Source organism: Pseudomonas sp. H2_A10, assembly GCF_054680085.1.
Genome location: NZ_CP162821.1, coordinates 846,092 through 868,880 on the forward strand (window position 1 = coordinate 846,092; position 22,789 = coordinate 868,880).

At 60.4% G+C, this 22,789-nt stretch carries 25 protein-coding genes; 6 read left to right on the forward strand and 19 right to left on the reverse strand.

From position 1 onward, the window contains the following. Positions 1-7: 7 nt before the first annotated feature. Both AB4O23_RS03770 and AB4O23_RS03775 read right to left on the reverse strand, forming a co-directional pair. Entirely contained in the window at positions 8-592 is a 585-nt protein-coding gene (locus tag AB4O23_RS03770; protein WP_017528733.1) for a hypothetical protein, read from the reverse strand. Next, positions 558-1,322, reverse strand: coding sequence for an SURF1 family protein (locus AB4O23_RS03775; RefSeq protein ID WP_032883470.1), 765 nt, complete (start codon positions 1,320-1,322; stop codon positions 558-560). Before AB4O23_RS03775 ends, AB4O23_RS03770 begins: the two co-directional genes overlap by 35 nt. Before the next feature lie 36 nt (positions 1,323-1,358). On the opposite strand from AB4O23_RS03775, the gene AB4O23_RS03780 reads away from it, so the two are divergent. Then, entirely contained in the window at positions 1,359-1,562 is a 204-nt protein-coding gene (locus AB4O23_RS03780) for a twin transmembrane helix small protein (RefSeq protein ID WP_017528731.1), read from the forward strand. 6 nt (positions 1,563-1,568) lie between these two features. On the opposite strand, the gene AB4O23_RS03785 is transcribed toward AB4O23_RS03780, so the two are convergent. The 4 genes from AB4O23_RS03785 to coxB all read right to left on the reverse strand — a co-directional run bounded on the left by AB4O23_RS03785 (position 1,569) and on the right by coxB (position 5,972). After that, positions 1,569-2,456: a cytochrome c oxidase subunit 3 gene (locus tag AB4O23_RS03785; protein ID WP_017528730.1), complete on the reverse strand. Its 888-nt coding sequence runs from the start codon at positions 2,454-2,456 to the stop codon at positions 1,569-1,571. A gap of 35 nt (positions 2,457-2,491) precedes the next feature. After that, the gene (locus AB4O23_RS03790) at positions 2,492-3,043 is read right to left on the reverse strand and encodes a cytochrome c oxidase assembly protein (RefSeq protein ID WP_026067327.1); all 552 of its coding nucleotides are present in this window, start codon (positions 3,041-3,043) and stop codon (positions 2,492-2,494) included. A gap of 153 nt (positions 3,044-3,196) precedes the next feature. After that, on the reverse strand, positions 3,197-4,786 hold the full coding sequence (gene ctaD / locus AB4O23_RS03795) for a cytochrome c oxidase subunit I (protein WP_017528728.1): 1,590 nt from the start codon (positions 4,784-4,786) through the stop codon (positions 3,197-3,199). Between the two features lie 58 nt (positions 4,787-4,844). Next, the gene (coxB, locus tag AB4O23_RS03800; RefSeq protein ID WP_065879194.1) at positions 4,845-5,972 is read right to left on the reverse strand and encodes a cytochrome c oxidase subunit II; all 1,128 of its coding nucleotides are present in this window, start codon (positions 5,970-5,972) and stop codon (positions 4,845-4,847) included. Positions 5,973-6,339: 367 nt separating this feature from the next. Here coxB and AB4O23_RS03805 point away from each other — a divergent pair, with 367 nt between their 5' ends. Next, positions 6,340-6,987 (forward strand): hypothetical protein, encoded by a 648-nt coding sequence (locus AB4O23_RS03805; protein WP_017528726.1) that lies wholly within the window; start codon positions 6,340-6,342, stop codon positions 6,985-6,987. Between the two features lie 72 nt (positions 6,988-7,059). On the opposite strand, the gene AB4O23_RS03810 is transcribed toward AB4O23_RS03805, so the two are convergent. From AB4O23_RS03810 to prlC, 8 genes are all read right to left on the reverse strand, one after another. Beyond that, positions 7,060-8,607, reverse strand: a complete 1,548-nt coding sequence (locus AB4O23_RS03810) for a SulP family inorganic anion transporter (RefSeq protein ID WP_065879195.1) — start codon at positions 8,605-8,607, stop codon at positions 7,060-7,062. A gap of 85 nt (positions 8,608-8,692) precedes the next feature. Then, positions 8,693-9,424 carry a carbonic anhydrase gene (locus tag AB4O23_RS03815; protein ID WP_017528724.1) on the reverse strand — a complete coding sequence of 244 codons (732 nt, stop codon included), beginning with the start codon at positions 9,422-9,424 and terminating at the stop codon, positions 8,693-8,695. Between the two features lie 228 nt (positions 9,425-9,652). Further along, positions 9,653-10,711 carry a PA0069 family radical SAM protein gene (locus AB4O23_RS03820; protein ID WP_017528723.1) on the reverse strand — a complete coding sequence of 353 codons (1,059 nt, stop codon included), beginning with the start codon at positions 10,709-10,711 and terminating at the stop codon, positions 9,653-9,655. Positions 10,712-10,780: 69 nt separating this feature from the next. Then, on the reverse strand, positions 10,781-12,079 hold the full coding sequence (locus AB4O23_RS03825) for a c-type cytochrome (RefSeq protein WP_460062279.1): 1,299 nt from the start codon (positions 12,077-12,079) through the stop codon (positions 10,781-10,783). A gap of 12 nt (positions 12,080-12,091) precedes the next feature. Continuing rightward, positions 12,092-13,876: a GMC family oxidoreductase gene (locus AB4O23_RS03830; protein ID WP_017528721.1), complete on the reverse strand. Its 1,785-nt coding sequence runs from the start codon at positions 13,874-13,876 to the stop codon at positions 12,092-12,094. Positions 13,877-13,878: 2 nt separating this feature from the next. Continuing rightward, a complete protein-coding gene (locus tag AB4O23_RS03835) occupies positions 13,879-14,631 on the reverse strand; it encodes a gluconate 2-dehydrogenase subunit 3 family protein (RefSeq protein WP_017528720.1) in 753 nt (250 codons plus the stop codon). 237 nt (positions 14,632-14,868) lie between these two features. Then, the gene (locus tag AB4O23_RS03840; RefSeq protein ID WP_017528719.1) at positions 14,869-15,144 is read right to left on the reverse strand and encodes a YheV family putative zinc ribbon protein; all 276 of its coding nucleotides are present in this window, start codon (positions 15,142-15,144) and stop codon (positions 14,869-14,871) included. After that, complete coding sequence (prlC, locus tag AB4O23_RS03845; RefSeq protein ID WP_460062283.1) at positions 15,141-17,192, reverse strand: oligopeptidase A; 2,052 nt, start codon at positions 17,190-17,192, stop codon at positions 15,141-15,143. The genes AB4O23_RS03840 and prlC overlap by 4 nt, the downstream gene beginning before the upstream one ends. A 101-nt stretch (positions 17,193-17,293) precedes the next feature. Here prlC and AB4O23_RS03850 point away from each other — a divergent pair, with 101 nt between their 5' ends. Both AB4O23_RS03850 and AB4O23_RS03855 read left to right on the forward strand, forming a co-directional pair. Further along, positions 17,294-17,836, forward strand: coding sequence for a gamma carbonic anhydrase family protein (locus AB4O23_RS03850; protein ID WP_017528717.1), 543 nt, complete (start codon positions 17,294-17,296; stop codon positions 17,834-17,836). Beyond that, positions 17,833-18,492, forward strand: a complete 660-nt coding sequence (locus tag AB4O23_RS03855; protein WP_017528716.1) for an HAD family hydrolase — start codon at positions 17,833-17,835, stop codon at positions 18,490-18,492. The genes AB4O23_RS03850 and AB4O23_RS03855 overlap by 4 nt, the downstream gene beginning before the upstream one ends. Positions 18,493-18,525: 33 nt before the next feature. On the opposite strand, the gene AB4O23_RS03860 is transcribed toward AB4O23_RS03855, so the two are convergent. After that, positions 18,526-19,569 (reverse strand): aminopeptidase, encoded by a 1,044-nt coding sequence (locus AB4O23_RS03860; protein WP_460062286.1) that lies wholly within the window; start codon positions 19,567-19,569, stop codon positions 18,526-18,528. 74 nt (positions 19,570-19,643) lie between these two features. Between AB4O23_RS03860 and AB4O23_RS03865 the strand changes: the two genes are divergently transcribed. Continuing rightward, entirely contained in the window at positions 19,644-20,066 is a 423-nt protein-coding gene (locus tag AB4O23_RS03865) for a PA0061/PA0062 family lipoprotein (RefSeq protein ID WP_116078023.1), read from the forward strand. On the opposite strand, the gene AB4O23_RS03870 is transcribed toward AB4O23_RS03865, so the two are convergent. Together AB4O23_RS03870 and AB4O23_RS03875 are read right to left on the reverse strand one after the other, a co-directional pair. Next, positions 20,067-20,306, reverse strand: coding sequence for a DUF1161 domain-containing protein (locus tag AB4O23_RS03870; protein ID WP_017528713.1), 240 nt, complete (start codon positions 20,304-20,306; stop codon positions 20,067-20,069). It abuts the gene before it with no gap. Between the two features lie 144 nt (positions 20,307-20,450). Next, positions 20,451-20,882 carry an OsmC family protein gene (locus AB4O23_RS03875; protein ID WP_003170750.1) on the reverse strand — a complete coding sequence of 144 codons (432 nt, stop codon included), beginning with the start codon at positions 20,880-20,882 and terminating at the stop codon, positions 20,451-20,453. Positions 20,883-21,100: 218 nt separating this feature from the next. On the opposite strand from AB4O23_RS03875, the gene AB4O23_RS03880 reads away from it, so the two are divergent. Continuing rightward, positions 21,101-22,102, forward strand: coding sequence for an LLM class flavin-dependent oxidoreductase (locus AB4O23_RS03880; protein WP_017528712.1), 1,002 nt, complete (start codon positions 21,101-21,103; stop codon positions 22,100-22,102). A 65-nt stretch (positions 22,103-22,167) separates the two neighbouring features. Here AB4O23_RS03880 and AB4O23_RS03885 read toward each other — a convergent pair whose 3' ends face one another. Beyond that, entirely contained in the window at positions 22,168-22,392 is a 225-nt protein-coding gene (locus AB4O23_RS03885; RefSeq protein ID WP_017528711.1) for a DUF1161 domain-containing protein, read from the reverse strand. A gap of 115 nt (positions 22,393-22,507) precedes the next feature. Beyond that, complete coding sequence (locus AB4O23_RS03890) at positions 22,508-22,723, reverse strand: dodecin (RefSeq protein ID WP_003170747.1); 216 nt, start codon at positions 22,721-22,723, stop codon at positions 22,508-22,510. Positions 22,724-22,789: the final 66 nt, after the last annotated feature.

Sequence of the window (22,789 nt, forward strand, 5' to 3'; positions counted from 1 at the left end):
GATGCCCTTATCCGATGTTCGATAGTTTCAGCAGGTGGCGCAGGTCGTTAAGCAAGTCCTTGCCCTTGACCTTGGCGTCGTAGCGCAGCACCAGGTTGCCGTGAGGGTCGACAATCCACAGCTGCGCCTCACCCGGCGCGGCGGCGTTCTTGGTGAAGGTCGAGAGGTCCAGCGCGTAACGCTGCAATTGCGGGTACTCGGCCTTGAGCTTGGCGTCGTAGTCGGCGCCCACCGGTTGCGCACTGGCCAGGGCATGGCTGGCGCGAGAGGCATCGCGGCCCAGGCCGATCTGCAACTGCCGTGCGAGGTACACCAGTTGCTGGCAGTCCGCGGCGCAGGCCGCGGGCGCGGTGACCAACAGTTGCCAGCGCGTTTCCTCGGCCTGCACGCCGATGTCGGCGCGGGTCTGGCCGTTGCCGATCATTTCGCCGTGATAGCTGCGGCTGTCCGGCACCCAAAACTGCAGCTTGTACATAAAGGTGGCGAGCACCATCGGGCCGATCACCATCAGCAGGATCAGCAACAGTTGCCAGCGGCCTTTGCGTCGATCAGGCAGCTCAGACATGTTGAGTCGATTCGTGGCCGCTCTCATGGGGCTTCTCCTTTGTGTTGTGCCGTCCGAGATAGACATAAAGCGCCAGCAACGCCAGCGCCATGGCAAACCATTGCACGGCATAGGCCTGGTGTTTTTCCGGGCCCATGGCGACCACCGGCCAGGTGGTTTCGTACGTACCAGGCCCAGCTTCGGCGCGCAGCTCGTAAGCGAAGCCGCTGCGGCCCAGCTCGGCCCATAACGCGGCGGGGTGCAGCGCGGTCAGCAGGCGCGGCCATGGCGCACCGGCGGGGTCGGCATGCAGTTGGAAGGTTTCGCCGGGGGCGACGTACACCCAGGCATCGAGGTTCACCGGTTGTTCAGGGGTGGTGAAGGCGGGCGCGGCGCGGCGGTCCGGCCACGGCAACCAGCCGCGATTGAGCCACAGCCACAGGCCGCTGGCCTGGTCATGAAAGGGCTGTAGCAACTCGACGCCGGCCTTGCCGTCGCGCATGCGGTTGTCGAGCAATACGCTGTGCTCGGCATCGAATTGACCACGCAGGCGTACACGGCGAAAGGCCGGGTCCATGGAACCATTGAGTTGCTCGCTGCTCATTGGCGCCGACGCACGGCGCTCGGCATAGGTGTCGAGCAATACCTGTTTTTCATGCCCCCGCGACAACTGCCAGAACCCCAACCCCACCATCAACGGCAGCAGTATCAACACCACCAGGGTCGGCGCGATGCCGGGACGAAACTGTTTCATGGCGCTGGCTATACTTGTTTTCATTGCCCGCCCCCTCCGTAAAAGCCCAGGAGCCAGACCATGCTCAAAGCAGCCATTGCCCTGATGCTGATCGCGACTGTCGTGAGCCTGTTCAGTGGCCTGTTCTTTCTGGTCAAGGACGAAGGCCACTCCAATCGCCTCGTCACAGCCTTGACCGTGCGTGTCGTGCTGGCCGTGATCACCCTGGCGTTGATCACCTGGGGGTTCTTCAGCGGCCAGCTGGTATCGCATGCACCTTGGTGAGGCGCATCACAGTACGTAGACGAAGAAAAACAAGCCGATCCACACCACATCCACAAAGTGCCAATACCAACTGGCCGCCTCGAAGCCGAATTGGTGCTCGGCATTGAAATGCCCACGCAGGATGCGCATCAACATCACAAACAAGATGATCGTGCCGATGGTCACGTGGGCGCCGTGGAAACCCGTGAGCATAAAGAACGTCGCACCGTACACGCCCGAGCCCAAGGTCAGGCCCAGCTCTTTATAGGCGTGGATGTATTCCTCGGCCTGGAAGCCGAGGAACGCCAGGCCCAGCAACACGGTGATCGCCAGCCAGATTTTCAGCGCGCCGCGATGGCCTTTGCGCAAGGCATGGTGGGCAATGGTGATGGTCACGCTGGAACTCACCAGCAGGATGGTGTTGACCAACGGCAGGCCCCACGGGCTGATGGTGCCCTTGGGTGCGGGGTAGAGCTTGGGGTCCGGGTTGTTGAGCAAGGGCCAGGCAAACTCGAAATTGGGCCACAGCATATGTGCGATGCCCTTGGGCCCTTCGCCCGCCAACCAGGGGCCAGACCACGTCCGCACATAAAACAGCGCACCGAAGAACGCGATAAAGAACATCACTTCGGAAAAAATGAACCACGTCATGCCCCAACGAAACGAGCGGTCCATCTGCGAGCTGTACAAACCGGCACGGCTTTCTTTGATCACGGCACCGAACCAGCCAAACATCATGTAGGCCAGCAACAGCCCGCCGACGAAAAAGATCCACGGGCCGTGGGATTCCGGGCGTGCGGCCTTGAGATCGTTGAACCACACACCCAGGCCATACACAGTGATCAGCAGGCCAAACGTGGCAATTATTGGCCATTTGCTTTGCGCTGGTACGTAGTACGTATCATGAGTCGACATGTATTCGCTCTCCTGATTGAGCGGGCAAACAGTAGCTAGCCGCCGGTATGGGCAGCCACGGGCGGTTGGCGCGCAGTGATGTCAAACAGCGTGTACGCCAGGGTCAAATGCTTCACATCCCTGGGCATGTCGCGGTCGACGATAAAGCGCACCGGCATCTCGATACGCTCGCCTGGCTGCAGTACTTGCTGGGTGAAGCAGAAGCACTCGGTTTTGTGGAAGTACATGGCCGCTTCCGCCGGGGAGATGCTGGGCACTGCCTGGGCAGTCATCGGCTTGTCGGTAGGGTTGTGCGCCACAAACAGCATCTCGGTCACCGCGCCGGGGTTGACCACCACCTCGTCAGCCTTGGCGTAAAAGTCCCAGACCATGTCGATGGCATTGGTAGACAGGAACTGCACCCGCACCTGACGCGACGGGTCGACCACTTGCGAGCCTTCGTACTGCCCGGCGGTCTTGCCGTTGATGCCGAACGCCTTGCACATCACGTCGTAGATCGGCACCAGGGCAAAGCCAAAGGCGAACATCGCCAGCACCAGAATCAACAGGCGGGTGACCAGGCGCTTGAGGGGCACGGATTCAGCCATGGCGATCACCCAAGACGAGCACAATCAGCGTGGGAGGGGCGGTGCGACGATTCGACTTGCTCCCGATCGCGGTGTGCCAGTCCGCATCATCATTGCCTGTGAGATAGCTATCGGGAGCAAGCCCCCTCCCACGGGAGGTCAGCGCAGGCCTGTTCATTTGACCTCCGGCGGCGTAGTGAACGTGTGGTACGGCGCTGGCGACGGGATGCTCCACTCCAACCCTTCGGCGCCGTCCCACGGTTTGGCCGGCGCCGGCGTGCCGCCCCGGATGCACTTGATCACGATGAACAGGAAGAAGATCTGCGTGGCGCCAAACATGAATGCGCCAATCGACGACACCATGTTGAAATCGGCGAACTGCAGGTTGTAGTCCGGCACCCGCCGCGGCATACCGGCCAACCCAACGAAGTGCATGGGGAAAAACGCCATGTTCATGCCCACGAAAGACAGCCAGAAGTGCAGCTTGCCCAGGGTTTCGTCGTACATGTGGCCGGTCCATTTCGGCAGCCAGTAGTAGGCCGAGGCGAAGATCCCGAAAATCGCGCCGGGCACCAGTACGTAATGGAAGTGCGCCACCACGAAGTAGGTGTCGTGGTACTGGAAGTCCGCCGGCGCGATCGCCAGCATCAGCCCGGAGAACCCGCCGATGGTGAACAGGATCACGAACGCCACCGCGAACAGCATCGGCGTCTCGAACGTCAGCGAGCCTTGCCACATGGTGCTGACCCAATTGAATACCTTCACCCCGGTGGGCACGGCGATCAGCAGCGTGGCGTACATGAAGAACAACTCGCCCACCAGCGGGATGCCGACCACGAACATGTGGTGCGCCCACACGATAAACGACAGGAACGCGATGCTCGCCGTGGCGTACACCATCGACGTGTAGCCAAACAGCGGCTTGCGCGAGAAGGTCGGAATGATCGAGCTGACGGCACCGAAGGCCGGCAGGATCATGATGTACACCTCGGGGTGGCCGAAGAACCAGAACACGTGCTGGAACAGTACCGGGTCACCGCCGCCGGCCGCACTGAAGAAGCTGGTGCCGAAGTGGATGTCCATCAGCATCATGGTCACGCAACCGGCCAGCACCGGCATCACCGCGATCAGCAGGAAGGCGGTGATCAGCCAGGTCCACACAAACAGCGGCATCTTCATCAAGGTCATGCCGGGGGCACGCAGGTTGAGGATGGTGGCGACCACATTGATCGCCCCCATGATCGAACTGATGCCCATCAAGTGAATGGCGAAGATGAAGAACGTCACGCTTTCCGGCGCATAGGTGGTGGAAAGCGGGGCGTAGAAGGTCCAGCCGAAGTTCGGCCCGCCGCCGGGGGTGAACAGCGTTGAAACCAATAACAGGAATGCCGCCGGCAGCAGCCAGAAGCTGAAGTTGTTCATGCGCGGCAGGGCCATGTCGGGCGCGCCGATCATCAACGGAATCATCCAGTTGGCCAGGCCGACGAATGCCGGCATCACCGCGCCGAACACCATGATCAGGCCATGCATGGTGGTCATCTGGTTGAAGAACGCCGGCTCGACGATCTGCAGGCCGGGCTGGAACAGCTCGGCGCGGATCACCATCGCAAACGAGCCGCCGAGCAGGAACATGGCGAAGGCGAACCACAGGTACATCGTGCCGATGTCTTTATGGTTGGTGGTCAGCACCCAGCGCATCAAACCCTTGGCGGGGCCGTGGGCATGGTCACTGGCGTGGCCATGGTCATCGATCACAGCGCTCATGGCCGTTCTCCTGCAAACAAATGGGCGGGGCGGGTCAGCGCAATCGCAATGAAGTACGTCATTTGCTTTCCGCCTGCTTGATGGCCAACACGTCTTTAGGCGTGACCATGTCGCCTTTGTTGTTGCCCCAGGCGTTGCGCTCGTAGGTCACCACGGCGGCGATATCCACTTCCGAGAGCTGCTTGCCGAATGCCGCCATCGCGGTGCCAGGCTTGCCGTGATAGACAATGCTCAGGTGGTCGGCGGCGGGCCCGGTGGCGATTTTCGAGCCCTTGAGCGCCGGGAACATCGGCGGCAAGCCCTGGCCCTCGGCCTGGTGACAGGCCACGCAAGTGGTGTGATAGACCTTGTCACCACGCGCCACCAACTCTTGGAGCGTCCACTCTTTGGAGGTCAGCTCCTTGAGCTTGGCCGCTTCTTCCTTGCGCTGGCCAAGCCAGGTTTCGTAGTCGGCCTTGGACTTGACCTCGACCACGATCGGCATGAAGCCGTGGTCTTTGCCGCACAGCTCCGCACACTGGCCACGGTAAATGCCGGGCTTTTCGACACGGGTCCAGGCTTCGTTGACGAACCCAGGGATAGCGTCGCGCTTGACCGCAAACGCCGGCACCCACCAGGAGTGGATCACGTCGGCGGCGGTGACCAGGAACCGCACCTTGGCACCCACCGGCAGCACCAGCGGCTGGTCGACTTCCAGCAGGTAGTGCTCACCTTTGGTGGCCTGGTTATGGATCTGCTCGGCGGGCGTGGCCAGGTTGCTGAAGAACTCAACGTCCTGGCCCAGGTATTTGTAATGCCACTTCCACTGGTAGCCGGTGACCTGGATATCGATATCCGACTCACTGCTGTCGTAGATGTTGATCAGGGTCCTGGTCGCCGGAATAGCCATCGCGATCAGGATCAGCAAGGGCACGACGGTCCAAAGAATTTCCACGGTAGTGCTCTCGTGGAACTTGGCGGCCACCTGGCCCGTGGAGCGCCGGTGCACCATCATCGACCAGAACATAGCGCCAAACACGATGATGCCGATCACCACACAGATCCAGAAAATGGTCATGTGCAGATCGAACACAGCGTGACTGACTTCTGTCGCCCCTGGCGCCATATTCGTTGTCCAGGCGGCATGTGCCTGGCCGAATACTGACCACAACAGGAGGCCCATCCAAACGTGTGGATGTCGCATCATTGCGGGTTCCCCTTATCGTTCTTGTTATCCCGCCGGTTTGCACCTGCGTCGAAGGGAGCGGCTTCCATACTGCTTACAACCGCTTAGCCTCACCTGCTTATGCAGTCTGGCGTCATCAGCGAATCGCGTACAAACCCGAGTATAGACACGCTCTGCAACCCCGCAATGTGTAGGGGCAAATGAGCGAAAATGATCGGTAAAACTCAATAAAACCGGGTGCGGAATCGATTTTCCGACGAACGATGGCAATTCGATATAACGGCTGCGCATAACCATGAAATAATTATGACAAATGCGTCTTAGGCGCTCGTATAAACGAGCTACCTTGTCTTCTCCCTATTCCTACAGCTGCAACACTGGAGCCTCCATGAACACCGCCGCATTGCGCGAGCAGATTTCCCGTGCCCATCAACACGAAGCCACAACGGGCCAGCTTGCCCTGCAACTGAAAGAACAATTGCCGCACCTGCATGCAGCCATTTCCCTGGCTGAGGGTGATCGCAACGTGGTCATGACTCGCTTTGTCACTGCCTACATCGACCTCGTCCCCGAGTTGCTCGATGCCGCCAATGACGTGGCTCGCGAGGCCGGGATCGAAAGCCAGATCAAGCCGGTGCTGAAAATTGCCGAGCATTTCTTCCTGCAGCCACCAGCGATTCTGGCAGGTCATGAAGGGTTGGACGGCCTGCTGGACGAGGCCTACCTGGCCCATCGCCTGGTGGAGGAAGTCAACGATGTGTATATCAAGCATTTCGGCCAGCCGCTGATTCCGGCGGATACCACCGTGGCCAACGTGATAGCCCATCAGTTGATCGGTGAAGCCTTCGCCAACCAATTGGACGAAGCTGTGCATCTGGCGGTGGATGAGATGCTTAACGACGAGAGTTTTGCGCTGGAGTCGGTGGAAGCGTATCGCGAGCAATTGAAAAGCCCGAACACCGAGGCCGCCTGGAAGCGCTGGCCGTGCCTGTCGCGGCAGTTGGGGGTTGAGTTGACGCTGGATCAACCGGCTTAAATCTTCCGCCGTACACAGGTCAAATGTGGGAGGGGTGTAGCCCCCCTCCCACATTTTTTTGTGCCGGTTTTGTCAGGTGACGGACGGTGCCGAGCCGATCCCCGTCGTCGTGCGAATCCGCCCTTCGAGCCTGCGCTTCAACCCCCGCGCCTCAATCACCAACTTCGAGCCTTTCGCCGCATTGGCCCGCCCCCATTCCTCCAGCAACTCCAGGCAGGAATGGTCGATGTAGCTCAGGTTGTTGAGTGGTACATGCACGGTGGCACCCGCAGGCACTGTCGACAGCACCTGGGTCAACGCCGGCACTTTGAGGAAGGTCGCGGCACCGGTCAGGCGCAGCTCCATCTCACCGCCCTGAGGCAAGTCGATGAGGCTGATTTTCAGGCGTGAAGCCTTGAACGCCAACTTGACCAACGTAAGGCCAAAGCCCACCAGCACGCCCGTCAGCAGGTCGGTAAAGATGATTGCCAGCGCCGTGGCCGCATAGGTGAACATCGGCATCCGCCCGTAGCGTCCCAAGGCTTTGAACGCCTTGATATCGACCAGCTTGATCCCGGTGTACACCAGCACGCCGGCCAGGCTCGCCACCGGAATGCTTTGCAGCACGCTGGACAGCAACAACACAAAGCCCAACAACCACACGCCGTGGAACATCGCCGACAAACGCGTCGTGGCGCCCGCCTGGACGTTGGCCGAGCTGCGCACGATCACGCCGGTCATCGGCAGGGCGCCGACCAGGCCACAGAGCATATTGCCGACACCTTGCGCGGACAATTCCTTATCGAAATCGGAACGCTGGCCGCTGTGCATGCGGTCAACAGCGGCGGCGGAGAGCAGGGTTTCGGCGCTGGCGATAAACGCCACGGCGAACGCGGCGATCAACAGCTGCGGGTCGGCCAGGTTCAACAAGTCGCTGGGACGTAGCCAGTCGATGGCATCCGCGAGGTTTTCCGGCACGTCCACACGCTTGACCTGCAACGCCAGCACCAGGCTGGTGACGGTTGCAAGGCCAACGCCCAGCAGGGCACCCGGTACGAAGCGCAACCGCTGTGGGCGCAATTTATCCCACAGGTACATCACCAGCATCGTCGACAAACCCAACAAGCCCGCCTGCCAGCCGAGCCCGCCGCCAAGGGTGGGAACGGCCTCGGCCAATGCCGCCGGGAAGCCCGTCAGGTTATCCAGCCCGGACGGCTTGGGCGCGCCGTCGAGCATCACATGCACCTGCGAGAGCACAATCAGTACGCCGATCCCCGCCAGCATGCCGTACACCACCGCCGGCGCCGTTACGCGGAACCAGCAACCCAGGCGCAGACGCCCTGCCACCAATTGCAGGAAACCCGCCAGCAGCAGGATCGGCCCGAGCATCGACATGCCGTGCTGGCGCACCAACTCGAACACCAACACCGCAAGGCCAGCCGCCGGCCCACTGACCTGCAAAGGCGACCCCGCCAGCCAGCCCACCACCAGGCCACCGATAATTCCGGTTATCAAGCCTTTGGCAGGCGGCATGCCGGATGCGATGGCGATTCCCATGCACAGCGGCAGGGCGACCAGAAACACAACCACCGAGGCGAGCAGCTCCCGTGGCAGTACAGCTTTCAATTGAGCAGCACGCATGATGACTCTCCCGAGGCATTCGCCGGGCGCGGTAAAGCCTGGCTGCATCCATGGCAGCCACCGCATTACCCGGCAGGGAAGTGTTTTAGAAGCGCGCTTTAGGCGTCGCTGAAGGAATCGGCTCGGTGCCGTTCAGCGGTCGGAACGCCGCCTTGTCAGCATCGTAGGCCCGGATTTCACTGGTCTCGATGTTGTAGATCCAGCCATGGATAAACAAATGACCATTGGCCATGCGTGACGCCACGGAAGGGTGGGTGCGCAAGTGTTGCAGCTGGGCGATGACGTTTTCTTCGGTCAGCACCTTCATGCTCTCGCCTTCGTTGGCGCAGTCACAGTTGTCATGAACCATGGCCTTGGCGACCTCGGCATGACGCAACCAGGCTTTGACCGTCGGCATCTTTTCCAGGCTGTCGGGGTTGAGTACCGCGCGCATGGCGCCGCAATCGGAGTGCCCGCAGACGATGATGTGCTGCACACCCAGGGCGAGTACCGCGTACTCGATGGCGGTGGAAACACCCCCGTTCATCTGGCCGTAGGGCGGCACCACATTGCCGACGTTACGGGTCACGAACAGGTCGCCAGGGGAGCTTTGGGTGATCAGCTCGGGCACGATGCGCGAGTCGGCGCAGGTGATGAACATCGCCCGTGGGCTCTGCGCCGTGGCGAGTTTCTTGAAGAGTTCTTCCTGCTGAGGGAAGACGTCGTGATGGAAATGCAAAAAGCCGTCAACAATGTGTTGCAGCGCTGCATCGGCAGTTTCCGCCACCTGAGGGGCTGAAGCCGACGCAGCCAACGGCTGTTTATCCTGGTCACTCATGATTCATCCTCTTGATTAATGCAGGGGGAGTGTTCAGGACAGTTCGACGCTCAGCCAGTGGAATAGTTGTAAAACTCCAAAGACCCGAATGCCGACTCATCAGTCACTCGCGGAACAAGGTAACCGTCGAAACTTAACTCAAACTGAATGAACCGCTCTAGATCGCGGGTTTCAGTGATATCAAAACGCGACCATCGCGACAGGAACGGTGCGTTCCCGCACAGCAGTCTACAACAATGCCATCTGCCTGCCCGGCGGGCAGAACGCCGTACAGTCCAGGTTGAAACCCTCCCGACGATTGAGCCCCAGGCGCTTGATCGCCTTGCTGAAGCGCTGCGCCAACAGATCGGCAAAGGGCCCTTCGCCACGCATGCGCACGCCGAAGCGGCTGTCGTATACCTCGCCACCGCGTACCTGCCGCACCAGGCTCATCACATGGGCCGCACGCTGCGGATAATGCGCCGCCAGCCACTCCTCGAACAGCGGCGCCACCTCCAGCGGCAGGCGCAGCATCATGTAGGCCGCGCTTTGCGCACCGGCGGCATGGGCTTCAGTCAGCAGGCTTTCCAGCTCGCTGTCGTTGATCATCGGAATCATCGGAGAGCACAGCACACCCACCGGGATACCCGCCTCGCGCATTACCCGGATCGCGCGCAACCTTGCCTTTGGCGCCGCCGTACGCGGCTCCAGGATGCGCTTGAGCTCATCATCCAGGCTGGTAAGGCTGATCATCACCGCCACCAGCCGTTGCCGCGCCAGCTCAGTGAGCAGGTCGAGGTCGCGCAGGATCAGCGAGCCCTTGGTGATGATGGTCACCGGGTGCCGGTAACGCAGCAGCACTTCGAGGGTTTGCCGGGTGATCCTGTATTCACGCTCGATAGGCTGGTACGGATCGGTGTTGGAACCCAGGTTGATCGGCGCGCATACGTAGCCCGGCTTGGACAGCTGCTGTTCCAGCACATCGGCGGCGTTGCTCTTGGCGATCAGTTTGGTTTCGAAATCCAGCCCTGGCGACATGTCCCAATAGGCATGGCTGGGCCGTGCATAACAGTAGATACAGCCATGCTCGCAACCGCGATAAGGGTTGATCGAACGGTCGAACGGCAAATCCGGCGAGTTGTTGCGGGTGATGATGGTCTTGGCCGTTTCGATGCGCACTTCGGTGCCCTGGGTGGGTGGCACTTCCTGGTACCAGCCGTCGTCCTCGGCCACGCTGACCGTGGGCGCAAAGCGATTGTGCAGGTTAGTGGCGGTGCCCCGGCCACGGGGCGGCAGCGGAGTAGACATAAAGCGCCTCGATACTGTTTTTATATACAGTATCGAGGCGCACGATTTCTGACCAGTGCCGTTTGGCGGTCAGTGCTTTTGTGTGACCTGGCCCAGGTCATCGCCCGAGGTAGTCTGCATGTCGTGCTTGCGCAGGTCGGCCACCTCGCTTGCGCTGACCGGCGCGCCTTTATTGCCCCAACTGCCACGGATAAAACTGACTACATCCGCTACTTCCTGGTCCGACAGACGCCAGGCGAACGCCGGCATGGTGAACGTGGACGGCGCCGTGTGGGTGGCAGGCAAGGTGCCGCCGTTCAACACGATGTTGATCAACGAGGTCGCATCCGCCGTCTGCAACACCGGGTTGCCCGCCAGCGCCGGGAATACGCGGGTGTAGCCATGGCCATCGGTGCGATGGCAAGCCGCGCAGTTGTCGATATACACCGACGCGCCCGGCTTGCTGTCGTCGCCCTTCCACAGGGCCTCGGCCACCTGTTTGTCGTACTGATGCGGTTGATCGTCGGGATCCACTGCCGGCAGGCTCTTGAGGTAACGGGCGACAGCGGTCAGGTCTTCTTCCGACATGTATTGCAAGCTGTGGACAACCACGTCACTCATGCCGCCAAACACCGCGCTGCGATCACTGCGACCGGTCTTGAGAAATTGCACCAACTGGTCTTCGTTCCAGCTGCCGAGGCCGTCCTTATGGTCGCCACGCAGGTTTTTGGCGATCCAGCCTTCCAGCGGCGCGCTGCCGGACAAGAATGCACTGCCGTCCGTGGCGCTCAGAGCTTTTTCCTGCATGGTCAGGGCGCGCGGTGTGTGGCACGCGCCGCAATGGCCCAGGCCTTCCACGAGGTAAGCGCCACGACTGATCACCGGGTCGACGTCCGCCGCCGCCGGTTTTTCCGCTACCTCAGGCGCAAACATCCAGCGCCACGCCGCCAATGGCCAACGCATGCTCAGGGGCCAAGGGATGTCACTGCTCTTGTTCTCCTGCGCAACCGGTTCCACGCCCTTCATGAAGTACGCATACAACGCCTGCATATCGCTGTCGCTGACACGCGCGTAAGACGGGTAGGGCATCGCCGGGTAAAGCGTACTACCGCTCTTGGCGACGCCATGGCGCACGGCCTTATCGAAGTCTTCGAAGCTGTAGTCGCCCAGGCCGCTCCTGTCCGGGGTGATGTTGGTGGAATAGATCACGCCGATCGGGGTTTCCATCGGCAGGCCACCGGCAAAGGGCTTGCCGCCCTTGGCGGTGTGGCAAGCCACGCAGTCACCCGCGCGGGCCAGGTATTCGCCCTGCTTGATCAGGTCGGCCTCGGCCGCGCTTACCGAACAGCTGCTGAACAGTGCCAAAGAGGCGATAACGAATGCTTTCATGGTCATCGCTCCTTATGCCTGAACCAGTGGGCCGGGGTTCTTCAGGTACTGCTCGCGAATCGCCCGCGCCGACCAGTAGGTCAGCGCCGCCACCAGGCCAGTAGGGTTATAGCCAAGGCCCTGTGGGAAAGCGGACGCACCTGGGACAAACACGTTGTGTACATCCCAGCTCTGCAGGTAGCGGTTCAACGCGCTGGTCTTCGGGTCGGTGCCCATGATCGCTCCGCCGTTGAGGTGGGTGGTCTGGTACGACGCGGTGTTGAAGTGCTCACCGACCTTTTTGCCGATCACGGCGATGGCCTTGGGGTTCATCGCTTGCGCAACCTTGCCCATCTTCTCGACCATGAAGCGGTTCATCTTGATGTCGTTTTCTTGCCAGTCGAACGTCATCCGCAACAACGGCAGGCCGTAGGCATCGCGGTAGACCGGGTCCAGATCCAGGTAATTACCCCGGTAGGATTGATGCGCACCGTGGGCATCCATCGACACCTGATGGGTGTAGTAATCGGCGGTGGCGCGCTTCCACGCACTGCCCCAGGCTGGGGTGCCCGGCGGGTTTGACGTACCGGCGATCGGTCGGCTGCCGGCCTGGTTGACCCACATCGGCGAGCCGCCCACGAAGCCATGGGGCCCGTGGTCGAAGTTATCCGCGTTGAAGTCATCGATGGCCACGCCATTGCCGCCGGCACCGATGAAATTGTTGGTGTGGGTGTCCTTGTCGAAGAACGCCTTGATGGTCGCCATATTCTGGTAAGCGAAGTTCCTACCCACCACGCCCTCATTGGTGATCGGGTCGTACGGCTTGCCGATGCCCGACAGCAGCATGAGGCGCACATTGTGGAACTGGAACGCGCCGAGGATCACCAAGTCAGCCGGTTGCTCGACTTCACGGCCCTGGGCGTCTACATAGGTCACGCCGGTGGCTTTTTTGCCGGTGCTGTCGAGGTTGACCTTGAGCACGTGGCTATTGGGCCGCAGTTCAAAATTGGGCACCTGGCGCAACGCCGGCAAAATGTTCACGTTCGGCGACGCCTTGGAATACATGTAGCACACGTAGCCACTGCAAAAACCGCAGAAGTTGCACGGCCCCATCTGCGCGCCGTAGGGGTTGGTGTACGGCCCTGAAGTATTGGCGGACGGCAGGTTGTAGGGTTTGTAGCCAACCTCGGCCGCCGCTTTCTGAAACAGCTGCGCGGAGACGGTGTTTTTCTGCGATGCCAGTGGAAACGGGTTGGAACGGTCCGGCGCGTAGGGGTTGCCGCCACGGCCTTCACCCACCAGTTGCCCTTTCACCGTCCAGGCCTGGCCGGAGGTGCCGAAGACCTTTTCTGCATAGTCGAAGAACGGCTCCAGCTCCTCATAACTGACACCGAAATCCTGGATGGTCATGTCCTTGGGAATAAAATTTTTCCCGTAGCGCTCTTCGTAATGGCTGCGCATGCGCAGCTCCATCGGATCGACACGAAAATGCACCCCGGACCAATGCAGGCCCGCGCCACCGACGCCATTGCCCGGTAAAAACGCGCCAAGCTGACGATTGGGCAGGGCAACGTCATTCACGCTATGGCGAATAGTCACGGTCTCTTTGGAAATGTCCTGGAAGAGTTTCTTGCGCACGCTGTAGGTCAATTCGTCGATGACCTGCGGGTAGTTGCCGTCAGGGTAGGTGTCCTGCATCGGCCCGCGCTCCAGCGCCAGCACGTTGAGGCCTGCTTCTGTCAGTTCCTTGGCCATGATCGCGCCGGTCCAGCCAAAACCGACGATCACCGCGTCTACTTTTTTCATGATGGTCGCCACGTTTATGCCCTCTCGCCGCGCATGGAAACGGCCGGGAAAGGGTATTGCTCGTTGCGCTCTACCCAATCCATAAAGTCGGCGCGGGCGCCGGGGAAGCCGATCATGGTCCAGCCGACCATGCCCTTGTTGCCACCGTGGATCGGGTCGCAAAAGAACCCTTCCTTGGTGTTTTGCAGCAACAGGTTGAAGAACATTTTCGGCGGCACCGCGTCAAAATGCGCGGTCAGTTCGTTGCCGCCCGCCTCCAGGCGACGCAACATATCGTCTCGGGTAGCGCTGTCTTGCTCAGCGAAAGCTTTACCGTTGAACGCTTTGGACCAAGCATCCGTAGCGGCAATGCCCAGGCGGTAGATCTCTTTGGGTACCAATTTGCTCTGCCAGCCCATCTCCGGCGCCGCGTCGGCGTTGAACGGGCCTTGCATGAACCACAACGCACCACTGGCATACGGCGTGTTCATCTGGCGGTCGATGTACTCCGGCGCGCCCGCTTCCAGCGCACCAGGGCCTTGGGCATCGGCCGGGATCAGGCGCTCGACGGCGGCGTTGATAAACGCCCATTCCTCGGCCGTGAAATAGGTCGGTTCGTAGGCCTTGTCACTCGCAGCAGGCTGGGCTGGCGCGGCCTGCGCAGGTTCAGGTGCCGCCATCAGCATGGAGCCGCCAAGGCCAGTGCTGGCAACCGTGACCACCGGGATCAAGGTCAAGGATTTGCGCAAAAAGTCACGCCGGGGGTTGTCTTGATCTTGATCAGACATGGGGGCACCTCATCATGGGGTCACGGGTTTATTCGGCCGTTTCTGGAGAACGGCTCGTCTATTTTTGGCAATCAATGGTTACAAAGGATAGCAGGCTAAGCATTGGGAAATGGTTTCAACGCGCAAAAAAGTGGGAGGGGGCTTGCTCCCGATGGCGGTGAGTCAGCCTATACCGAGGCTGGCTGACCTTGCGCCATCGGGGGCAAGCCCCCTCCCACATTGGCCTGCGTAAGGCCTTTAGTCTTTTTTAAGCTTCGGGTTCGGGAAGAATTGCACCGCCTGAACCTTAGGGTCGGCCGGCGCTTTCAGTGCCGAGGTATTGACCCGCGTACCCAGCTCCTTGGGCACCGACAACCCTTGGTCATTCAAGGTATCGGTATACCCGCAGGCCACACACTCGCGGTGCGGCACGCTGTCTTCGGTCCACATCTTCAGCTTGTCCGGTTCGCTGCACGCCGGGCATACCGCCCCGGCGATAAATTGCTTCTTGGTGATCACAGGCCCTTCGCTCATGCTGCCGCGTCCTCACTCAGGCCGCTATGGCGCAAGAGTGCGTCAATCGACGGCTCGCGTCCGCGGAAGTCGACGAACAGCACCATCGGCGCCTGGGAACCGCCGCGCGCCAGGATCGCTTCGCGAAAGGCGCGACCGGTGTCTGCATTGAGCACGCCGTCTTCCTCGAATTTGGAAAAGGCATCCGCCGAGAGTACTTCGGCCCACTTGTAGCTGTAGTACCCCGCCGCGTAACCACCGGCAAAGATGTGCGCAAAGCTGTTGGGGAAACGGTTGTAGGCCGGCGGACGCATCACCGACACCTCGTCACGCACGCCTTCGAGCACCTGCGCCACACTGCGGCCATCGCCATGGGTGGCGTGCATTTCAAAGTCGAACAGCGAAAACTCCAGCTGGCGCACCATCATCAGGCCGGACTGGAAATTCTTCGCCGCGAGCATTTTTTGCAGCAGGTCCTGAGGCAGAGGCTCACCGGTTTCATAGTGGCCGGAGATCAACGCCAGACCTTCCGGCTCCCAGCACCAGTTCTCCATGAACTGGCTCGGCAACTCCACCGCATCCCACGCCACGCCGTTGATGCCGGACACGCCGGCGTGTTCGACGCGGGTCAGCAGGTGATGCAGGCCGTGGCCGAATTCGTGGAACAGGGTGGTGACTTCGTCGTGGGTCAGCAGGGCAGGTTTGCCGCTGTCGGCCGGCGTGAAGTTGCACACCAGGTTGGCCACCGGGCTTTGCAGCACGCCGTCGACGGTGCGGCGACGGTCACGGGCGCCGTCCATCCAGGCGCCACCGCGCTTGTTGGCGCGGGCGTACAGATCGAAGAAGAAGCGCCCGACGTGCTCGCCATTTTCCTTGATTTCAAACAGACGAACATCCGGGTGCCAGGTGTCGAAGCCTTTTTGCTCGGCGATCTCGATGCCGTACAGGCGCTGCACAATGGCAAACAGGCCGCCCAGCACCTTGTCGATCGGGAAGTAGGCGCGCAACGCTTCCTGGGACACGCTGTAGCGCTGCTCACGCAGTTTTTCACCGTAAAAACCGCTGTCCCAGCTTTGCAGGTCGGCACAGCCTTGTTCAGCGGCGTAAGCCTTGAGCTGTTGCAGATCCTGAGCGGCAAACGGCTTGCTGCGCTTGGCCAGGTCACGTAGGAAACTCAGCACCTGATCGCTGGATTCGGCCATCTTGGTGGCCAGGCTCAGCTCGGCGAAGGAAGCGAAACCGAGCAGTTGGGCCAATTCCTGACGCAGGTCGAGGATCTGCTCCATCACAGGGCCGTTATCGTTCTGACCGGCATTCGGGCCTTGGTCCGACGCACGAGTGCAGTAGGCGGCGTAGATTTCTTCACGCAGGGCGCGGTCCTGGGCGTAGGTCATCACCGCGTAGTAGCTGGGGAATTCCAGGGTGATCAGCCAGCCATCGAGGCCCTTGGCCTGTGCAGCGGCGGCCATTTGCGCCTTGGCCGAGTCGGTCAGGCCGGCGAGGGTGGCTTCATCGGTGACGTGCTTGGTCCAGGCTTGGGTGGCGTCCAACAGTTGGTTGGAAAACTTGCTGCCCAGCTCGGAGAGTTTGCTCTGCACTTCGGCGTAGCGCTTTTGCTGCTCCGGCGGCAGGTCGATACCCGACAAGCGGAAATCACGCAGGGAGTGCTCAAGGATGGTTTTTTGCGCCACATCGAAACCGGCGGCTTCAGGGCTGTTGGCCAGGGCTTCGAAGGCCTGGAACAACTGGCGGTTCTGGCCCATCTCGGTGGAGTAGGCGCTCAATGCAGGCAGACACGCCTCGTAGGCTTCACGCAGTTCGGCACTGTTGCACACGGCGTTGAGGTGGCTGACCGGGCTCCAGGCGGCGCCCAGGCGGTCATTGAGTTCGTCCATGGCCAGCACCAGGTCGGCCCAGGTAGGATTTTTACCCTGGCGTTGCAGGATGCCTTCGATGGCCACGCGGTTTTCGGCGAGGATCTGTTCGATGGCCGGTTGGACGTGCTCGGCACGGATCGCCGAGAAGGGCGGCAGGTCGTAGGACTGCAGAAGAGGGTTGTTCGCGCTCACGGTTGGCACCTTGGCTGAAGAAACAGGTAAGACAAAGATGGGGCCATCTTAATTACAATCAACGCCCACCGCAGCTATCAGCAGAAGAGAGAGAGCCTATCGTGACCCTTCGCACCTATCAGAACCACACGCCAACCCTGGGCGCCGGGGCGTTTGTCGATGCTTCGGCGGTGGTGATCGGCGATGTCGAAATCGGCACCGACAGCTCCGTTTGGCCATTGACCGTGATTCGCGGCGACATGCACCGCATCCGCATCGGTGAGCGCACCAGCGTCCAGGACGGCTGCGTGCTGCACATTACTCACGCCGGGCCGTTCAATCCTGATGGTTTCCCCCTGCTGATCGGCGACGACGTGACCATCGCCCACAAGGTCATGCTGCATGGCTGCACCGTGGGCAACCGCATCCTGATCGGCATGGGCAGCATCGTGATGGACGGCGCGGTGGTGCAAGACGACGTGATCATTGGCGCCGGCAGCCTGGTGCCACCGGGCAAGAAACTCGACAGCGGCTTTTTGTATGTGGGCAGCCCGGTTAAACAAGTCCGCGCGCTGACTGACAAAGAGCGCGCCTTTTTCACCTACAGCGCCGCGAACTATGTGAAGCTCAAAGACCTGCACCTGGCCCAGGGGTTCGACCAATGAGCCTGCCTTACCAAACCGTCCTGTTCGACCTGGACGGCACCCTCACCGATCCTCGCGAGGGCATCACCCGCTCGATCCAGTACGCCCTCGGCAAACTGGGCATCGATGAACCGGACCTGGGCAAGCTCGAACACTTCATCGGCCCGCCGTTGCTGCAGGCCTTCATGCAGTTCTACGGCTTCGATGAAACCAAGGCCTGGGAAGCGGTGAATTTCTACCGCGAGCGCTTCAAGGTCACCGGGCTGTATGAAAACCGCGTGTTCGATGGCGTGCTGCCGCTGCTGGAAGAACTCAACGGCCAGGGCCGCCACTTGTACGTGGCGACCTCCAAGCCGTGGGAGTTTGCCCGCGAGATCGCCAGGCATTTCGACTTTGCCAGGCACTTCAAGGTGATTTACGGCAGCGAGTTGGATGGCACGCGCACCAACAAGGTCGAGCTGATTGCGCATTTGATCAGCGAAGAAGGCCTGGACCCCACCACCACCTTGATGATCGGTGATCGCAAGCATGACCTGATCGGTGCGCGCAGCAATGGGCTCGATTGCGCGGCGGTGGGGTATGGGTTTGGCAGCTATGAGGAATTGAATGCTGAGGCGCCGACGTGGCATTTTGAGACGTTGGCTGAGATGCATCAGGCTTTTTTGCGGCGGCCTTGAGGTCCTCATCGGGGGCAAGCCCCCGATGAGGACCTATAAATCAATACCTTCCAACTGTTTCAACGCCGCTTTGCGCTGCGCGATCGGCAATCCGCCCAGCTTCTCAACCGCGGCATAGAACTTCACCCAATCCCCTCCTTCGCACCTGAACAACGCCGCAAACGCCGGCACCCACTGGTCATAGAGCCCGAACGGCAACAACCGCGCGTTGTTCATCGGCTGGTTGATCCAGGCGTCATAACGTTTATCGCCACCCCATTGGCTATCGCGCACTTGGCGATAGTCACTGCGCAACCGCTCAAATTCGGCGGCCTTGGCCTGGCGCATCACACCCGCTGCCAAGGGCTGGGCGTAGAGTTTTTCCAGGCGTTTGCGAGTGTCGAGGATCAGCTGGATAAACTGGTCGCGCTGTTTCAACATCGTGTCGCTTTGAGGCGCCAAACCACGGGCGGCGCGCCATTGGCGAGTGCCTTCCTGCTCGACGAAAGTGGCGAATGACTCGTTGAACTCCGTGTCGTCCTTCACGTAGAAGCGCTGGTGGGCCAACTCATGAAAGATCAGTGTGGCCAGGCGTTCATCGCCCCAATTCATCATCGAGCTCATGATCGGGTCGTTGAACCAACCTAACGTGGAATAGGCCTCGACACCGCCAATTGATACATCCATGCCCTGCTGGCGCAATAACGCCGCCTCGCCCCGTGCCGCGCCCTGGTTGTAGTAGCCGCGATAGGCCACGCATCCGGCGATGGGGAAGCAATGGTTCTCGGCAGACAGGGAAAATTCCTGCGTGGCGAAGACATTCCACACCACGTAGGGCCGACCAATATCGGCATACAGCCGGTAACTCTGGTTGTCGGGCAGGTGCAGATGTTCGCTGGCGAAGGTACGTGCTTTCTGGGATTGAGCGAGATGATCACGCAACGGCTGCGCGCGCGAGGGGTCGGCGATCACCTTCGTAACCGGCTCCCGCGCCCGCAAAAGCTGCCATTGGCCGCCCGCCAGTTGGCCGTAGTAACTGACGCTGGAGCAACCGCTGAGCAGCACAACCATCGACCCTGCAAGAAAACGCCTGACCATGCCCTGACGGCTCCTAGGTAATAGGTTCGTGGTTATACTCACAAAAATACTCTTCCTATCGCCGAGTGCCTGTCATGCGCCAGCTCTTGCTTTGCCTCGCCGCCCTGCTCATCAGCGCCTGTACGTCCACCTCTGTGCCGCCCGCTGACCCGCAACAGGCCTGGGTCGATTTCATCACGCCGACACCGGGCGCCAAGATGGTGATGGCGCAGCGTCTGGATGGCAAAAATCTCGATGATGGGCGTTATTTCCAAATGCCGCCCGGGGCCCACGAACTGATGGTGCGCTTTGACTTTGAGGTGCCCACTGGCGGAGGCCTTGGCGGTCTTAGCTCGCTCCAATACCGTACCTGCTTCATGACCTTGCAATACGACCACTTCCAGGCCGGCCGGCGCTATGTGCTGGAGGGCCGCTCGCTGGCGTTCACGCCCAATATCCGGCTGTATGGCTCAGCCCGTCAGTTGTTGGCCGAAGAACGCAGCGTGAACTGCCTCTGATCAGTCGTTGTTTTTTTGGTAGATGATGCGCTTGGTGCCGTTTTCACACGAGCCGACGATCATGGCGCTGTCGTGGTTCTTGGCTTCTTCGGCGGTGATGATTTCCAGGGTGTAGGACGGAATCGCCTTGGCCTGGATCTTCACTTCAATCTCTTTCCTGAGTTCTTCACAGTCTTTTGGAGCGGCCACGGCCGAAGTGGCCAACACAGCGCAGATGATAGCCAAGGTAAAACGTTTCATGTGTGAAGCTCCCTGAATGCACTGCGCACGGGTGTGCGCCTAGGCTGCATATGGCTATTCGACCACAGTTTGGAAACGCGAGTTCTGATTTAACGCAGCATTAAAATGCGGGAGGGGGCTTGCTCCCTCCCACATTAAAGCGTGTCAGTTAACCAGCGTGCCATCCAGGGTGATGGTCGCATTCAGCACCTTGGATACCGGGCACCCTTCCTTGGCCTTTTTGCTCAGTTCATCGAACTGCGCCTGGCTGGCGCCGGGGATCTTGGCCTTGAGAATCAAATGCACGGCGGTAATCGCGAAGCCGCCATCCACTTGGTCCAGCGTTACTTCAGCCTGGGTGTCGATGCTGTCAGCTTTAAGCCCTGCATCACCCAGAATCATGGAAAAAGCCATGGAGAAGCAGCCCGCGTGGGCCGCACCGATCAATTCTTCAGGGTTGGTGCCCTTGCCACCTTCAAAACGCGCCTTGAACCCGTAAGGCGCTTCGCGCAGTACGCCGGTTTCGGTGGAGATGGAACCCAGGCCAGTCTTCAGGTCGCCTTCCCAGTGCGCAGATGCTTTTTTAACGATGCTCATAGCGGTCTCCTCGAACGGTGGTTTTGCGTCAGTAGAGTTCTGAGGATAGAAGCGCTTGCAAAGTTCACCCTGTAGGAGAGACCTAGCAATTCAGTAGGAAATTTTCCTGCCGGCTATTGAATCTCGGGTATATGCCCTCATTGCATAGAACATGCACATGCAGCGGCAGGTCTTGGTTCGTCTTAAAAGCCTGCGCGCCCCCTTGGAGAAGCAGGCTTATGAAATCGCTGTCCGACGTGAAGTTCTCGACCCTCGACCTGGTGCCCGTGCGGGCCAACGGCAGTCCGGCGCAATCGTTGCGCAATTCTCTGGACCTGGCCCAGCATGTGGAAAAGTTCGGCTACAACCGTTTCTGGGTAGCCGAGCACCACAACATGGATGGCATCGCCAGCTCGGCCACCTCGGTGTTGCTGGGCTATCTGGCCGGCGGCACATCCACGATTCGCGTCGGCTCGGGCGGTGTGATGTTGCCCAACCATGCGCCGTTGGTCATCGCCGAGCAGTTTGGCACCCTGGAAAGCCTGTACCCCGGACGCATCGACCTGGGCCTGGGCCGCGCCCCCGGTTCCGACCAGATGACCGCGCGCGCGCTGCGCCGCGAGCGCTCCGGCAGCGCCGATGATTTCCCCGAAGATGTCGCCGAGCTAATGGCTTACCTGGGCCCGCGCACACCGGACCAACGCGTGATCGCCGTGCCCGGCACCGGCACCAATGTGCCGGTGTGGCTGCTGGGCTCCAGCCTGTTCAGTGCGCAGCTGGCCGGCGAGCGCGGTTTGCCCTACGCCTTTGCCTCGCATTTCGCACCGCGCTTGATGCATGAGGCGATTCGCGTGTATCGCAACCACTTCAAGCCTTCGGCCGTGCTGGATAAACCCTACGTGATGCTCGGTATTCCGCTGGTGGCCGCCGACACCGACGAGCAGGCCGACTACCTGGCTACATCGGTGTACCAGCGCATCCTCGCGCTGATGCGCGGCCAAAGCCTGGTGCAGCGCCCGCCGGTCAACACCATGGACGGCTTATGGTTGCCTCATGAAAAGGACGCGGTCGGTAGCTTCCTCGGCCTGGCGATGGTCGGCAGCCCGGCAAAGATCCGCGCCAAACTGGAGGTGCTGATCGAACAAACCGGCGCCGATGAGCTGATTTTTACCTGCGACCTGTATGAACACGCCGACCGGATTCATTCCTACGAACTGCTGGCGCAGTTGATGAAGGGCTGAACCCCAGGCGAAAAAAATCGACGCACCTGTGGGCAAGTGCGTCGATTTTATGTCTGCATCACGGATCAACCGCGCTTGTAGACGATTTCCTTGGTGCCGCCTTCGCAGGTACCGACCACTTTTGCGTCGGCAGCAGCGCCTTTGTCCACGGCTTCCAGCGAATACCCCGAAACGCCCTTGGCGTCGAGTTTCGCTGCAATCTCGCTTTTCAGCTCTTCACAAGGCTTGCCCGCCGCCAGGGCCGTGCCCGCAACGCTCAACAAACCTACCGCTAGCAGAAACTTTTTCATCCGTTACTTTCCTTGCGCTGATAGAAAACAACATGCCGACACACTGAGTGTCGGCGCCCCATCGTTGTAGCGCAGGTTATGGCAATCGGCCAGCCAGCAAGTTCAACTCAGCGGATCAACTGCTGGCAATTCGGAATCCCACCTTGAGCGTGACTTGGTAGTGGGCGACCTTACCGTTTTCGATATGGCCACGGGTTTCGGTCACTTCGAACCATTCCAGATGCTTGAGGCTCTTGTTGGCCTCGGCAATCGCATTGTTGATCGCATCTTCGATGCTGGTGGTCGAGGAACCGACCAATTCGACTTTCTTGTAGGTGTGATGATCAGACATAGCGTTTCTCCTGAGGGTCGTCAATAAAGCCTAGCAGTCAAAGCTCATACTGCCTCTGGCGACCGT